This window comes from Streptomyces sp. NPDC048636 (assembly GCF_040650655.1).
GTDB lineage: Bacteria > Actinomycetota > Actinomycetes > Streptomycetales > Streptomycetaceae > Streptomyces.
Window position 1 is genome coordinate 1,041,287 of the sequence record NZ_JBEZHR010000001.1, and the last position, 13,373, is coordinate 1,054,659.

General features: G+C 69.9%; 13 protein-coding genes. 11 read left to right on the top strand and 2 right to left on the bottom strand.

Annotated elements, in window-relative coordinates; translation table 11 throughout:
* The first annotated feature begins 19 nt into the window (after window positions 1-19).
* From AB0C66_RS04775 to AB0C66_RS04820, 10 genes are all read left to right on the top strand, one after another.
* Window positions 20-814 (top strand): enhanced serine sensitivity protein SseB, encoded by a 795-nt coding sequence (locus tag AB0C66_RS04775; RefSeq protein WP_362432790.1) that lies wholly within the window; start codon window positions 20-22, stop codon window positions 812-814.
* A 158-nt stretch (window positions 815-972) separates the two neighbouring features.
* Window positions 973-1,719 carry an enhanced serine sensitivity protein SseB C-terminal domain-containing protein gene (locus AB0C66_RS04780; protein WP_362433391.1) on the top strand — a complete coding sequence of 249 codons (747 nt, stop codon included), beginning with the start codon at window positions 973-975 and terminating at the stop codon, window positions 1,717-1,719.
* Window positions 1,720-2,054: 335 nt separating this feature from the next.
* Window positions 2,055-3,059, top strand: coding sequence for an ABC transporter permease (locus tag AB0C66_RS04785; RefSeq protein ID WP_362432793.1), 1,005 nt, complete (start codon window positions 2,055-2,057; stop codon window positions 3,057-3,059).
* A gap of 127 nt (window positions 3,060-3,186) precedes the next feature.
* Window positions 3,187-4,950 carry an ABC transporter substrate-binding protein gene (locus AB0C66_RS04790; RefSeq protein WP_362432795.1) on the top strand — a complete coding sequence of 588 codons (1,764 nt, stop codon included), beginning with the start codon at window positions 3,187-3,189 and terminating at the stop codon, window positions 4,948-4,950.
* 128 nt (window positions 4,951-5,078) lie between these two features.
* Window positions 5,079-6,077, top strand: a complete 999-nt coding sequence (locus tag AB0C66_RS04795) for an ABC transporter permease (RefSeq protein WP_362432797.1) — start codon at window positions 5,079-5,081, stop codon at window positions 6,075-6,077.
* Window positions 6,074-7,213, top strand: a complete 1,140-nt coding sequence (locus AB0C66_RS04800; RefSeq protein ID WP_362432799.1) for an ABC transporter ATP-binding protein — start codon at window positions 6,074-6,076, stop codon at window positions 7,211-7,213. The genes AB0C66_RS04795 and AB0C66_RS04800 overlap by 4 nt, the downstream gene beginning before the upstream one ends.
* A 20-nt stretch (window positions 7,214-7,233) precedes the next feature.
* Window positions 7,234-8,310: a dipeptide ABC transporter ATP-binding protein gene (locus AB0C66_RS04805; protein ID WP_362432802.1), complete on the top strand. Its 1,077-nt coding sequence runs from the start codon at window positions 7,234-7,236 to the stop codon at window positions 8,308-8,310.
* 63 nt (window positions 8,311-8,373) lie between these two features.
* Entirely contained in the window at window positions 8,374-9,033 is a 660-nt protein-coding gene (locus AB0C66_RS04810) for a trimeric intracellular cation channel family protein (protein ID WP_362432804.1), read from the top strand.
* Between the two features lie 56 nt (window positions 9,034-9,089).
* Complete coding sequence (locus tag AB0C66_RS04815; RefSeq protein ID WP_362432807.1) at window positions 9,090-9,494, top strand: metalloregulator ArsR/SmtB family transcription factor; 405 nt, start codon at window positions 9,090-9,092, stop codon at window positions 9,492-9,494.
* Entirely contained in the window at window positions 9,491-10,384 is an 894-nt protein-coding gene (locus tag AB0C66_RS04820; protein WP_362432809.1) for an SRPBCC family protein, read from the top strand. The genes AB0C66_RS04815 and AB0C66_RS04820 overlap by 4 nt, the downstream gene beginning before the upstream one ends.
* A 63-nt stretch (window positions 10,385-10,447) precedes the next feature.
* Here the strand turns inward: AB0C66_RS04820 and AB0C66_RS04825 are convergent, their stop codons facing one another.
* Together AB0C66_RS04825 and AB0C66_RS04830 are read right to left on the bottom strand one after the other, a co-directional pair.
* Complete coding sequence (locus tag AB0C66_RS04825) at window positions 10,448-11,035, bottom strand: TIGR03086 family metal-binding protein (RefSeq protein ID WP_362432811.1); 588 nt, start codon at window positions 11,033-11,035, stop codon at window positions 10,448-10,450.
* Window positions 11,036-11,192: 157 nt separating this feature from the next.
* Window positions 11,193-12,038 (bottom strand): alpha/beta hydrolase, encoded by an 846-nt coding sequence (locus tag AB0C66_RS04830; protein WP_362432813.1) that lies wholly within the window; start codon window positions 12,036-12,038, stop codon window positions 11,193-11,195.
* A 158-nt stretch (window positions 12,039-12,196) separates the two neighbouring features.
* On the opposite strand from AB0C66_RS04830, the gene AB0C66_RS04835 reads away from it, so the two are divergent.
* A complete protein-coding gene (locus AB0C66_RS04835) occupies window positions 12,197-13,366 on the top strand; it encodes a cysteine desulfurase family protein (RefSeq protein WP_362432815.1) in 1,170 nt (389 codons plus the stop codon).
* Window positions 13,367-13,373: the final 7 nt, after the last annotated feature.

Consider the following 13,373-nt stretch of genomic DNA (forward strand, 5'->3'; position numbering starts at 1 on the left):
GAGATGGCGGTTGAAAGAGATGAGCATCCCGGAGCAGCACGGGTTCCCACCGGCTCACGGAGGATTCCCCGACAGCGCTGTGCCCGCGTTCCCCGGCAATGAGCTCGAAGCGGTGCTGGCCGCCTCGGTCGAGGTGCCCGGCGCCGGAGCGCGCATCGTCGAGGTGCTCGGCCGCAGCCATGTCTGGGTTCCGCTGCCCAACGGCGGGGGCCCGGACAGCCGTGATCTCGATCTGCCGACCATGGAGATCGAAGGCGCCGCGTATGTCCCGGTGTTCAGCTCCGAGCAGCAGTTCCTCCAGATCGTCGGCGGCCATATGTCGTTCACCGTCGCCCCCGCCGTGGAGTTCGCCCGGGGGCTGCCGCCCCAGCTGGGCATCGCGGTGAACCCCGGCGGCGCCGTCGGCGTCCCGCTGCCGCCCGCCGTCGTGGCCCAGTTGTGCCGTACCGGCCGCACCGACCTCGACGGTCCGGCCTCCGGCGGCCGGGTGCGGCTCTTCCAGCCCGACTGGCAGGAGGAGCCCGTCGACTTCCTCGCCGCCGCCGGTATCGAGTTCGCCAAGGAGCGGGGGATTCGCACCGCCCGGCGCGCCCTGGCCAGTGTCGAGGGCGACCCGCCGGCCCTCTTCGTCGGCGTCGAGCTGGACACACCCGGCCCGGAGGGCCAGGCGCTCGCGGTGGACGCGCTCGGGCGGGCGCTCGGCACGGTGCCGCTGCCCTGGACCGTGCAACTCGTTCTGCTGGACATCGCGCGGGACCCGGTCGCGGACTGGATGCTGGAACGGGTGCGTCCGTTCTACGACCGTGACCTCTGACTCATCCCAGGGCCCCCAGCCGCGGCCCGTAAGCTGGTTTGATGACCAGGCGGGGCGCACCCACGCGTCCCGCTGAGGTACGGGCACAGCCGAGAGAGGGGCGGACCCAGGTGAGCGCGGGCGCGGAGTGGGGGGCGGTCGCCGGTCGGGTGGAGCGGATGCTGCAACAGGTCGCTCCTGGCCGGTACGACGCCTATGAGGCGCTGCTGCGTGCCCTTGCCGAGGGTCAGGTCTGGATGCTCCTGTGGAACGGCTCGCCCGGTGCGTCCGACGCCCAGTACGGCAACATGGACGTGAACGGCCTCGGTTACGCCCCGTGTGTGACCTCCGCCCAGGAGCTGGCCGCGAGCGGCTGGAACCGCGCCCATGAGGTGGTGGAGGGCCGTCTGATCGCCGACTCCCTCTACCGCGACCGCTACGGTCTGTGGCTGAACCCGCATGCGCCCGGCGGCGGTGTGGGCATCCCCTGGCTCGATCTGCGCCGGATCGCCGGGGGCCTGGACCGGCTGCCCGCGGGACCGCTGCGGGTGTCCGAGCCCGCTATCGACATCCCCCAGTTCTACGCCCTGTTGGGGCAGAACGCGCATCGCACCGCCGCGGTGCGGTCGCTGCGCAGGGCCTGGGTGCAGCCCGCCCTCGGCGCGCCGTATCTGGCCATCGGCCTGGACCTGTACGACACCGGCGGTCCGGCCGTGCAATCGGTACGGATGATGATGGAGCAGTCCGTCGGCGCCGTGCCGGACGGGCTGCCGGTCTCCACCGTCGCGCTGTCCGACGCGTATGACCCGGTCGCCATGTGGATGCGGGCCAACGCCCGTCCCTTCTTCGACCGGGACGCCTACGGCGCCGCGCCCGCCGCGCCGTCGTACGGCTATGGGTATCCGCCGCCGCGCCCCGCGTACTGAGCCTCGCCCCGCCCTCTCCGGAGCACACACCGTCCGTATGTGGCTGAAAAGCGCATAGCGGACTCGGCGTTACTGTGCCGTTCTCGTATCACGACCGTCCGTATACCGGAACTGCGTGCGCCACATCACGGTTAGGCATCCATTGCCCGTGGGGTCTGGCGGGTGATCACAAGCGCGATGAAGACTCCCGCTCCAAGGGGTGCGGTTCTGCGCCAAGAGCCCCTTCAGGAAAGGTTCCGAACCACGAGCCTGACTTTCTCCAGGTTGTGAACGAAGCCGCCACAGCGGCGAGTCGTGGGCCGGTCACCACCGGTCGAGAAGGGGTCCCCACCACGATGACGGCACCATTGCACGGCACGAGCGCGGAGGCGGAGCCGGTCGCGACTGCCGATGTAGCGGCTGATGTAGTCAAGACATCGGTCGAGGGCAGATCGCTGCGGCAGATCGCCTGGATGCGCTTGAAGCGGGACAAGCTGGCGCTGGCCGGTGGGGCCGTTGTCATCCTGCTGGTGCTGGTGGCCGTTTTCGCGCCGCTGATCGTCTCTCTGCTCGGCCACCCGCCGAACGAGTTCCACCAGGATGAGATCGACCCGCTGTTCGGCACCCCCAAGGGCGCCTGGGGCGGTATGAGCCCCGACTTCCTCTTCGGCGTCGAGCCCTCCAACGGCCGCGATGTGTTCAGCCGGGTGGTCTACGGAGCCCGGATCTCCCTGCTGGTGGCCTTCCTCGCGGCGGTCGTCGCCGTGGTCATGGGCACCGTGTTCGGCATCATCGCCGGATATTTCGGTGGCTGGGTGGACACGGTGATCAGCCGGGTGATGGACATGCTGCTGGCCTTCCCGCAGCTGCTCTTCATCATCTCGCTGGTGTCGGTGCTGCCGAACGACCTGCTGGGGCTGACCGGCAGCGGGGTGCGCATCACCATCCTGGTCTCGGTGATCGGCTTCTTCGGCTGGCCGTACGTCGGCCGGATCGTGCGCGGCCAGACCCTCTCGCTGCGCGAGAAGGAGTACGTCGAGGCCGCACGCAGCCTGGGCGCCGGCCGGCGCTACATCCTCTTCCGTGAACTGCTGCCCAACCTGGTGGCGCCGATCACCGTCTACACGACGTTGATGATCCCCACCAATATCCTCACCGAGGCGGCCCTCAGCTTCCTCGGGGCGGGCGTCAAGCCGCCGACCGCGTCCTGGGGGCAGATGCTCTCCAAGGCCGTGGGCACCTACGAGGACGATCCGATGTTCATGATCATCCCCGGTGCGGCGATCTTCATCACGGTGCTGGCCTTCAACCTCTTCGGCGACGGCGTCCGCGACGCCCTCGACCCGAAGGGCACCCGATGACGGCGACACACCCGGCTCCGGTCCGGGCACATCCCGACGTATGTCCCCCTGCCTCATCTGTCAGGCGGCTACCCGATCTCTCCCCGGCGCCATGCCAAGGACCGCTATTCCGGAGGTTGCAGCAACTATGAAACCCCTACGTTCGTCGAGAAACAGGCGGATCGCCGGTGCGACGGCTGTCGTCTGCGCCCTCCTGGCCACAGCGGCCTGTGGCGGCGGATCCGATGACGAGAGTGGCTCGGGGGCCGGTTTCAACGCCGCGATGAAGGGCGTTGCGAACAAGTCGGCCAAAAAGGGCGGCACCCTGAAGTTCATCAACAAGCAGGACTTCGACTCCCTCGACCCGCAGCGTCAGTACTACGGCTTCGCCTGGGACTTCTCCCGCTTCTACGCGCGCCAACTGATCTCGTACGCGCCCAAGCCGGGCAACGCCGCCAATGAGCTGGTGCCGGACCTGGCCACCTCCAAGGCCAAGATCTCCAACGGTGGCAAGACCTACACGTACACCCTGCGGGACGGTGTCTCCTGGGAGGACGGCTCGGCCATCACCTCCAAGGACGTCAAGTACGGCATCGAGCGCATCTGGGCCAAGGACGTCGTCTCCGGCGGCCCCAGCTATCTGCGTCAGGTGCTCGACCCCAAGGGTGAGTACCCCGGTCCGTACAAGGACAAGTCCAAGGACAAGCTGGGTCTGAAGGCGATCGAGACGCCCGACGACAAGACCGTCGTCTTCAACCTCGCCAAGCCCAACGGTGACTTCGAGCAGATGCTCGCGATGCCGACCGGCTCCCCGGTGAAGGCGTCCAAGGACACCGGCGCCAAGTACACCAACCGGCCCTTCTCCTCCGGCCCGTACAAGTTCACCTCGTACTCGCCGGGCAAGAGCGCCGCCCTGGTCCGCAACCCCAAGTGGGACAAGAAGACCGACCCGATCCGCGCCGCGCTGCCGGACAAGGTCACGGTCACCTTCAACTCCAACCTCGAGGCGATCGACAAGCTGCTGATCAAGGGGGACTACGACGTCTTCCTGAGCGCCACCGGTATGACCCAGTCCGGTCGCACCACCGCGCTCAAGCAGCACAAGGGCAACGTCGACAACATAGAGACCAGCTTCATCCGCTACGTCGACATGGCCACCAAGATCAAGCCGTTCGACAACATCCACTGCCGCAAGGCGGTCATGTACGGCACGGACTACAAGTCGCTCCAGACCAGCCGCGGCGGGCCGCAGGCCGGTGGCGAGCTCGCCACCAATATGCTCCCCAAGAGCGTCAAGGGCTCGGACAACTACGACCCCTACGGCGTGCTCAAGCGCGGTGGCAGGCCGGACGCGGCCAAGGCCAAGGACGAGCTGAAGCAGTGCGGCAAGCCCGGCGGTTTCAGCGCCAACATCGTGGCCCGCAACGACCAGCCGGGTGAGGTCGAGGCCGCCGAGGCGCTCCAGGAGTCGCTGAGCAAGGTCGGCATCAAGCTCGAGGTCGAGCCGATCGAGGGCGCGTCGTCCGCCAGCATCACCGGCTCCCCGTCGGTGATGAAGAAGCGCAACTACGGTCTGTCCATGACCGGCTGGGGTCCGGACTTCCCGACCGGCCAGGGCTTCTCGCAGCCGCTGATCGACGGCCGGTTCATCGAGCAGACGGGTAACTACAACGTCTCCGAGACCGACAACCCGGAGATCAACAAGTACTTCGACGAGGCGCTCAAGGAGACCGACCCGGCCCAGGCCGGCGAGATCTACAAGCAGATGAACCACAAGGTCGCGGACCTCGCCGTGCAGCTGCCGTTCCTCTACGAGAAGAACATCACCTGGCGCAGCTCGCGTCTGACCAACGCCTACACGTCGGCGGCGTACAACGGCCGTTACGACTACGTCTCCCTCGGGGTCAAGTGACGGTCCGTCAGCGACCCTCCACCCCACCGTCGCCGCACCCGATAGGCCCGAAGGGCAGGTGATGGCCGCGTGTGGCGGTCCGGGAGCCCCCACGAAGGGGTGACCGGACCGCCACCGGGCCGCGCACAGTGCTTGCTTACGTCATCCGGCGCTTGTTCGCCGTCGTCATGATGCTGCTGGTCGTCACCCTGACGACCTTCGCCATCTTCTTCGTGATCCCCAAGTGGGCCGGATCCGACCCGGCGCTTCTCTTCGTCGGCAAACAGGCCGACCCGGAAGCGATCGAGGGCATCAGGAAGAAGCTGGAGCTCGGCGATCCGCTGCTGGTGCAGTTCTGGCACTTCGTCCAGGGGCTGTTCGTCGGCCGCGACTACGCCAACGGCGCGGACGTCACCCACTGCCCCGCGCCCTGCTTCGGCTACTCCTTCCGGACCGAGCAGGCGGTGTGGCCGCAGCTGACCGACGCCATGCCGGTCACCCTCTCGCTCGCCGCGGGCGCCTGTCTGCTGTGGGTCGTCGGCGGGGTGGCCACCGGTGTGGTCTCCGCGCTGCGCCGGGGCACCCTGTGGGACCGCTCGGCGATGACCGTCGCCCTGGCCGGTGTCTCGCTGCCGATCTACTTCACCGGTCTGCTCTCGCTGGCCATCTTCAGTTATCAGCTGAAGTGGGTGGACGTGGACTACAAGGGGCTCGGCGACAACCCCGGGATGTGGTTCGAGAGTCTGATCCTGCCCTGGATCACCCTCGCGTTCCTCTACGCGGCGATGTACGCCCGGCTCACCCGGGCCACCATGCTGGAGATCATGGGCGAGGACTACATCCGTACCGCCCGGGCCAAGGGGCTGCGGGAACGGGTGGTCATCGGGCGGCATGCGATGCGTTCCACCTGGACGCCGATCCTCACCCTGCTCGGCCTGGACCTCGGCGCGCTGCTCGGCGGCGCGGTCCTCACCGAGACCACCTACAACCTGCCCGGCCTCGGCCGGCTCGCGGTGAACGCGATCAGCGACAAGGACCTCCCGGTGATCCTCGGGGTGACCCTGATCGCCGCGCTGTGCATCGTGCTCGCCAACCTCGTCGTGGACCTTCTGTACGCCGTCATCGACCCACGAGTGAGGCTCGGATGACCGACTTGAACAAATCCGGGACGCCGGAGTCCGGCGCGGTGGCGGCCCCCGAGGCCGCCGTCGGTGAGGTGGCCGCGGCCGGTTCGCCGCCGCCCACCGCCTTCCTGGAAGTGCGCGATCTGCGGGTCCACTTCCCCACCGACGACGGTCTGGTCAAGTCCGTGGACGGGCTCAGCTTCCGGCTGGAGAAGGGGAAGACGCTCGGGATCGTCGGCGAGTCCGGCTCCGGCAAGTCCGTCACCTCGCTCGGCATCATGGGGCTGCACACCGCGGGGCAGTACGGCCGCCGCAAGGCGCGGATATCCGGCGAGATATGGCTCAACGGCCAGGAGCTGCTGGGCGCCGACCCGGACGAGGTGCGCAAGCTGCGCGGCCGCGAGATGTCGATGATCTTCCAGGATCCGCTGTCCGCGCTGCACCCGTACTACACGATCGGCAAGCAGATCGTGGAGGCGTACCGGGTCCACCACGACGTCACCAAGCAGGTGGCCCGCAAGCGCGCGGTCGAACTGCTGGACCGGGTGGGCATCCCGCAGCCGGACAAGCGGGCGGACAGCTATCCGCATGAGTTCTCCGGCGGGATGCGCCAGCGCGCGATGATCGCGATGTCGCTGGTCAACAACCCCGAGCTGCTGATCGCGGACGAGCCGACCACCGCCCTGGACGTCACCGTCCAGGCGCAGATCCTGGATCTGATCCGGGACCTCCAGAAGGAGTTCGGCTCCGCGGTCATCATCATCACCCATGACCTGGGCGTCGTCGCCGAACTCGCCGATGAGCTGCTGGTGATGTACGGCGGCCGCTGTGTCGAGCGCGGTCCGGCCGAGAAGGTCTTCTACGAGCCCCAGCATCCGTACACCTGGGGGCTGCTGGGGTCGATGCCCCGGATCGACCGGGACCAGACCGAACGGCTGATCCCGGTCAAGGGATCCCCGCCCAGCCTGATCAACGTGCCCTCCGGCTGTGCCTTCAACCCGCGCTGCCCGTACGCCGATGTGCCCCGGGACGGGATCACCCGCACCGAGCGGCCGGAGCTGGCGCAGGTGACCGGGGACGACGGGCATTTCAGCGCCTGCCATATGGCGCAGGAGGACCGTACGCGGATCTGGACCGAAGAGATTGCGCCGAAGCTGTGACGGACACGAAGGATCCGAAGATGACCGACCCGGAGCAGGCGACCGCGACGCCCGAGCCCCTGCTCAAGGTGTCGAACCTGGTCAAGCACTTCCCCCTCAAGAAGGGGCTGCTGCAACGGCAGAGCGGTGCGGTGCAGGCGGTCGACGGACTCGACTTCGACGTACGGCCGGGGGAGACCCTGGGCGTGGTGGGCGAGTCCGGCTGCGGCAAGTCCACCATGGGACGGCTGGTCACCCGGCTGCTGGAACCCACCTCCGGGAAGATCGAGTTCGAGGGCCGGGACATCACCCACCTGGGCACCGCCGCGATGCGCCCGATGCGCCGCGACGTCCAGATGATCTTCCAGGACCCGTACTCCTCGCTGAACCCCCGGCACACGGTGGGCGCGATCGTCGGCGCTCCCTTCCGGCTCCAGGGCGTCAACCCGGAGGGCGGGACCAAGGCGGAGGTACAGCGGCTGCTGGAGCTGGTCGGGCTCAACCCCGAGCACTACAACCGCTATCCGCACGAGTTCTCCGGCGGTCAGCGGCAGCGCATCGGCATCGCCCGGGCGCTCGCCCTCAAGCCCAAGCTGGTCGTGGCCGACGAGCCGGTCTCCGCGCTGGACGTCTCCATCCAGGCGCAGGTGGTCAACCTGCTGGACGACCTCCAGGACGAACTGGGGCTCACCTACGTGATCATCGCCCATGACCTGTCGGTGATCCGGCATGTCTCGGACCGGATCGCGGTGATGTACCTGGGGAAGATCGTCGAGCTGGCGGACCGCAAGGCGCTCTATGAGAAGCCGATGCACCCGTACACCAAGGCGCTGCTCTCCGCGGTGCCGGTGCCCGACCCCAAGCGGCGGGCCAAGCGGGAGCGGATCCTGCTCAAGGGCGATGTGCCCTCGCCCATCTCCCCGCCGTCGGGCTGCCGCTTCCACACCCGCTGCTGGAAGGCGACCGAGGTGTGCAAGCGGCAGGAGCCGCCGCTGGTGGCGCTGGAGACCGGGCACCAGGTGGCCTGCCACCACCCGGAAAACGCTTCCGATCAGGCGCCCCAGGAGAAGGCCGCGGCCGAAACGGCACAGAAGGTGACGAAGAAGACCGACAGCTGAGACGGGGCGGGGGTGACGGCTTCGGGCGCGACCGCCGGTCGGACCGGCAGGTAAGAATGTCGCGTGCTCATCGAACTGTTCACCCCCTCCGTCCAGCATGTGTTCGAGCTGGTCGGAATCTTCGTCTTCGCGATATCCGGCGCCCTGCTGGGCGTACGGAAGAACTTCGATGTCTTCGGCATGGCGGTGCTCGCGGAGGCCACGGCGCTGGGCGGCGGGGTGTTCCGGGACCTGGTGATCGGCGCGGTACCGCCCATCGCCTTCACCGACCTCGGCTACTTCTTCACCCCGCTCCTCGCCACCCTGATCGTCTTCTTCCTCCATCCCGAGGTCGAGCGGATCACGGCCGCGGTGGGTGTTTTCGACGCCGCCGGGCTCGGGCTGTTCTGCGTGATGGGCACCATGAAGGCGCATGACCACGGGCTCGGGCTCACCTCCTCGGTCACCCTCGGCATGGCCACCGCGGTCGGCGGCGGAGTGCTGCGCGATGTGCTCGCCCATGAGCAGCCCTCCCTGCTGCGCTGGGACCGCGACCTCTACGCCGTCCCGGCCATCGTGGGCGCGTCCATCGCGGCGCTGCTCATCCACTTCGACGCGCTGACCGGGGCCACCAGCGCGCTCGCCGCCGCCACGGCGTTCCTCGTCCGGCTGCTGGCCATGCGGTTCGGCTGGCGGGCGCCGCGCGCCTGGAACCGGCGCAGCACGGCGGCCGAGGAAGTCTGATCCGCGCGGCGTTGTATTCCGTTGCGGTTATATAGCCCTCAAGGTATGTTCGAGGTATGGCCATACCGTTCGACGTGCTCGCGGAACCGAGCCGACGGCAAATCCTGGATCTGCTCCTGGAGCGGCCCCGGCTGGTCGGTGAGCTGACCGAGGAGCTGGGGCTGACCCAGCCGGGCACCTCCAAGCATCTGAGGGTGCTGCGCGAGGCCGGTCTGGTGCGGGTCCGCGTGGATGCCCAGCGCCGGTGGTACGAGCTGTGTCCCGAGCCGCTGGCCGAGGTCGACGCCTGGCTGGCGCCGTACCGGCGGCTGTGGACCGACCGGCTGGACGCGCTCGAGCGGCACCTCGACACCCTGTCCGACGGCGCCGGTACCCCCGGCGCCGATGCCGACCCCGTCCGCGTCCCCGACGTCCCCGATGCCCCGGCCCCCCAAGACGCCCCCGAGGGAGAAGAGCCATGAAGGACACACTCAGCCAGGACGGCGGCGGCCGCTCCGCCCTGCGGCTGGAGCGGCGGATCGCCCATCCCCCGGAGAAGGTGTGGCGGGCCCTGACCGAGCCCGCCCAGCTGGCCCGCTGGTTCCCCTCCGAGGTCCGGGTGGAGCTGAGGGTCGGCGGAAAGATGGGCTTCGTCTTCCCCGGCCGTGAGGGTCCGGATATGGACGGTGCGGTCACCGAGCTGGATCCGCCCCGGGTCTTCGCCTTCACCTGGGGCGACGACCAGCTCCGCTGGGAGCTCCGTCCCGACGGGGACGGCTGTGTGCTGACCCTCACCCACACCTTCGGCGACCGGTTCGGCGCGGCCAGTTTCGCCTCCGGCTGGCACGCCTGTCTGACCGGGCTGTCGGCGCTGCTGGACGGCGCCGAGACCGCCCATGGCGATATGGCCGAGCTGCACGAGAAGTACGTCGAGGCGTTCGGTCTCGCCGAGGGCGCGGTCGAGACCGTCGAGGGCGGCGGTATGCGGCTGCGCTTCGAGCGTCAGCTCGTCCGCCCCGCCGAGACGGCGTGGCAGGCGCTGACCGGAAGGCCCGGCCCCGCCGGGACCGGCGCCGAGGCGCCCGTCGTCGGCGGTCCGGTGCCCTTCGGATTCCGGGTGGACGCCGTACCGGCCGGGCCGGTGGCCGAGGTCGAGGCGCCCCGGGTGCTCTCCTACGACTGGGAGCTGGACGGCCGCCCGGCGGGCCGGGTGCGCTGGGAGCTGACCCAGGGCACCGGCCACGGCGCCCGGCTGATCCTCACCCAGACCGGCCTCGGGGAGGCGGGCGAGGAGCGGCGGGCCGAGGTGCTCACCGCCTGGCGCCGCCATATCGCGCTGCTCGCGGCGAAGCTGCTGCGGATGCCGGGCTGAGGCGACGGACCGGGCGGGCGCTGAGCGGGTCTTGAGCGGCTCCTGAATGAGTCTTGAACGGCCTTACGGGGTGCGGCCGAGCCAGCCCGCCAGCTGGGCGTAGGTGTCGTTCTCGGCCGGACCGACCGGCACCACCGCGCCGAAGGGCAGCCCCTCGCGGCCCTCCGCCGGAAGCGCCTGCCGGGCGGTGCCCAGGGCGAACGCCGCCAGTTCCTGGTCGAGCGGGATCGGATGGCCGAGGGCCCGGGACAGGTCCCAGGAGTGCATCACCGTCTCCATCACCGAACCGCTGAGCGCGTACCGGCCGGGCATCGTGCCCCATGGCACGGTGACCACCGTGTCCAGCTTCGCGTCGTCCGCCCAGGCCGCCGCCAGCCTGCGGCGCTCCGCCGCGTACGCCTCGGCGAGCCCGTCGTCGGGGACCTCGGGGTCCTCGTCGCGGACGCCCGGCGCGCCGCCGGTCTCGCCCACCGCCACGAACAGCCGGGTACCGCCGATGACATGGGACACCAGGCCCCGCACGTCGTACTCGGTACAGGGCGTAGGTTCGTCCAGCGTGTCCTTGCTCGTCAGATCGATCAGTGCGGCCATCTGGTCGGCGGCGCGCTCGTAGAAGGGGCGCGGGTCGGGCAGGGGCTGTGCGGTGTCCATGAGGACCCTCTCGGTTGGTCGGGACGGACTGCGTCGGGAACGGGAGGAAGCTTTCCGCGTTAAGTTGACATCCGCCGTCAGGTTTTCCGCGAGTCTTCTTCCCGCTCCCGGGGCGCTCCCGGTCCGCCGTCGGGGTGCTCCCGCCTCGGCTCCCGCGTCAGGTCGTTTCCAGGAAGCCGAGCAGTGTGGCGGCCAGCTCGGCCGGGGCGTCCTCCTGCACCAGATGGCCCGCCCCCTCGATCAGCCGCAGCTGCGCGCCGGGGATACGGGCGGCCAGCTCATGCGCCCGCTCGACCGGTATCCAGGCGTCATCGCTGCCCCAGCAGACCAGGACGGGCAGGTCCAGCTCGCCGTAGCGGTGCTCGATCTCGTCGGTGAACCGCTGGTCGTTCTGGGCGATCTGGCGGTAGAAGGCGGGCTGTCCCGCCTCGCCGCACCAGGCGTCGACGATCCGCTCCAGCACCGCCGGATGGAGTCCCGTCGCGCTTCCCGACCGGATGTACTCACGCGCCATTCCCCGGTGCAGTTCGGGCGGCAGCAGCTCGAAGACCTGGTGGTGCGCATGGATCAGCCGGTAGGTGGGGGAGCCCCAGGGGGCGAGGGCGAGGGCGTTGACCAGGGCGAGCCGGCGGTAGCGCGCGCCGTGCAGCAGATGGGTGCGCAGCGCGACACAGCCGCCGAAGTCATGGGCGACGACGGCCGGTTCGGCCCCGGGCGCGGTCAGCCCCCAGTGGTCGAGCAGCTCACCGAAGACCCGGCCCTGGGCGGCGAGGGACACGTCCTGGCCCTCGTGGGTCGCGGACGCGCCGTAGCCCGGCATGTCCCAGACGAAGACGCGATGGCGTCCGGCGAGCGCGCGGGCGGCGCCCCGCCAGACGTACGACGAGAACGGGGTGCCGTGCAGGAGGACGACCGGGGGCGCGTCCGGTGCGCCGAGGGCGGTCCAGCGCACCTCACCGGAGGCGCTGCGGTACGTACGGTCCAGGTTCCAGTTTTCTGTCATGAGTAAAAGGCTAGACGCTCCTTACAGGTCATGTCGAGAGGTCAGGTCAATGTCGAGAGGTCAGGTCATGTCGAGAGGTGTCGCGGGGGAGGCGCACGGGATCTACGCCTACGCGCCCGGCACGCGCCCCCACCACGGCTCGTAGAATCGAGCCCACCATGGTTTACCTCGACCACGCCGCCACCACCCCGATGCTCGCCGAGGCGGTGCGGGCGCTGACCGCCCAGCTCGCCGTCACGGGCAACGCCTCCTCGCTGCACGCCGCCGGACGGCGGGCCCGCCGTACCGTCGAGGAGTCCCGGGAATCCCTCGCCGCCTCGCTGGGCGCCCGCCCGAGCGAGGTGGTCTTCACCTCGGGCGGGACCGAGGCCGACAACCTCGCGGTCAAGGGGCTCTACTGGTCCCGCCGGGACGTGGACCCGGCCCGCACCCGGCTGCTCGCCAGCCCCGTCGAGCACCATGCCGTCCTCGACGCCGTCGACTGGCTCGCCGCGCACGAGGGCGCGCGGGTCGAGTGGCTGCCGGTGGACTCCCTGGGGCGGGTGCACCCCGACGCGCTGCGCGAGGCCATCGCCCGCGACCCCGCGAGCGTCGCCCTCGCCACCGTCATGTGGGCCAACAACGAGATCGGCACCGTCCAGCCGGTCCGGGAACTCGCCGAGGCGGCCGCCGAGTTCGACGTCCCGCTGCACGCCGACGCGGTCCAGGCGTTCGGCCAGCTGGAGGTGGACTTCGCCGCCTCGGGGCTGGCCGCGATGACCGTCAGTGGCCACAAGATAGGCGGTCCGTACGGTATCGGCGCACTGCTGCTCGGCCGTGAGCACAGCCCCGTGCCGGTGCTGCACGGCGGCGGCCAGGAGCGCCAGGTGCGCTCCGGCACCCTGGACACCCCGGCCATCGCCTCGTTCGCGGTCGCCGGTGCCCATGCCGCGGCGCACCGCGAGGAGTTCGCGCGGGAGATCGGCGCCCTGCGTGACGCCCTGGTCGACGCCGTCCGCACCGCCGTGCCCGACGCGGTGCTCGGCGGTGACCCCGACCCCGAGGGCCGCCTCCCGGCCAACGCGCACTTCTCCTTCCCCGGCTGCGAGGGCGATTCGCTGCTCCTGCTGCTGGACGCGCAGGGCATCGCATGCTCGACGGGCTCCGCCTGTACGGCCGGGATCGCCCAGCCCAGCCATGTGGTGCTGGCCACCGGGACCGACGCCGACCTCGCCCGCGGCACCCTGCGTTTCTCCTTCGGCCACACCTCGACCAAGGCCGATGTGGACGCGGTGGCGGAGGCGATCGGCCCGGCGGTGGAGCGGGCCCGCGGCGCGGGGCTGAGCTAGGTCGTGT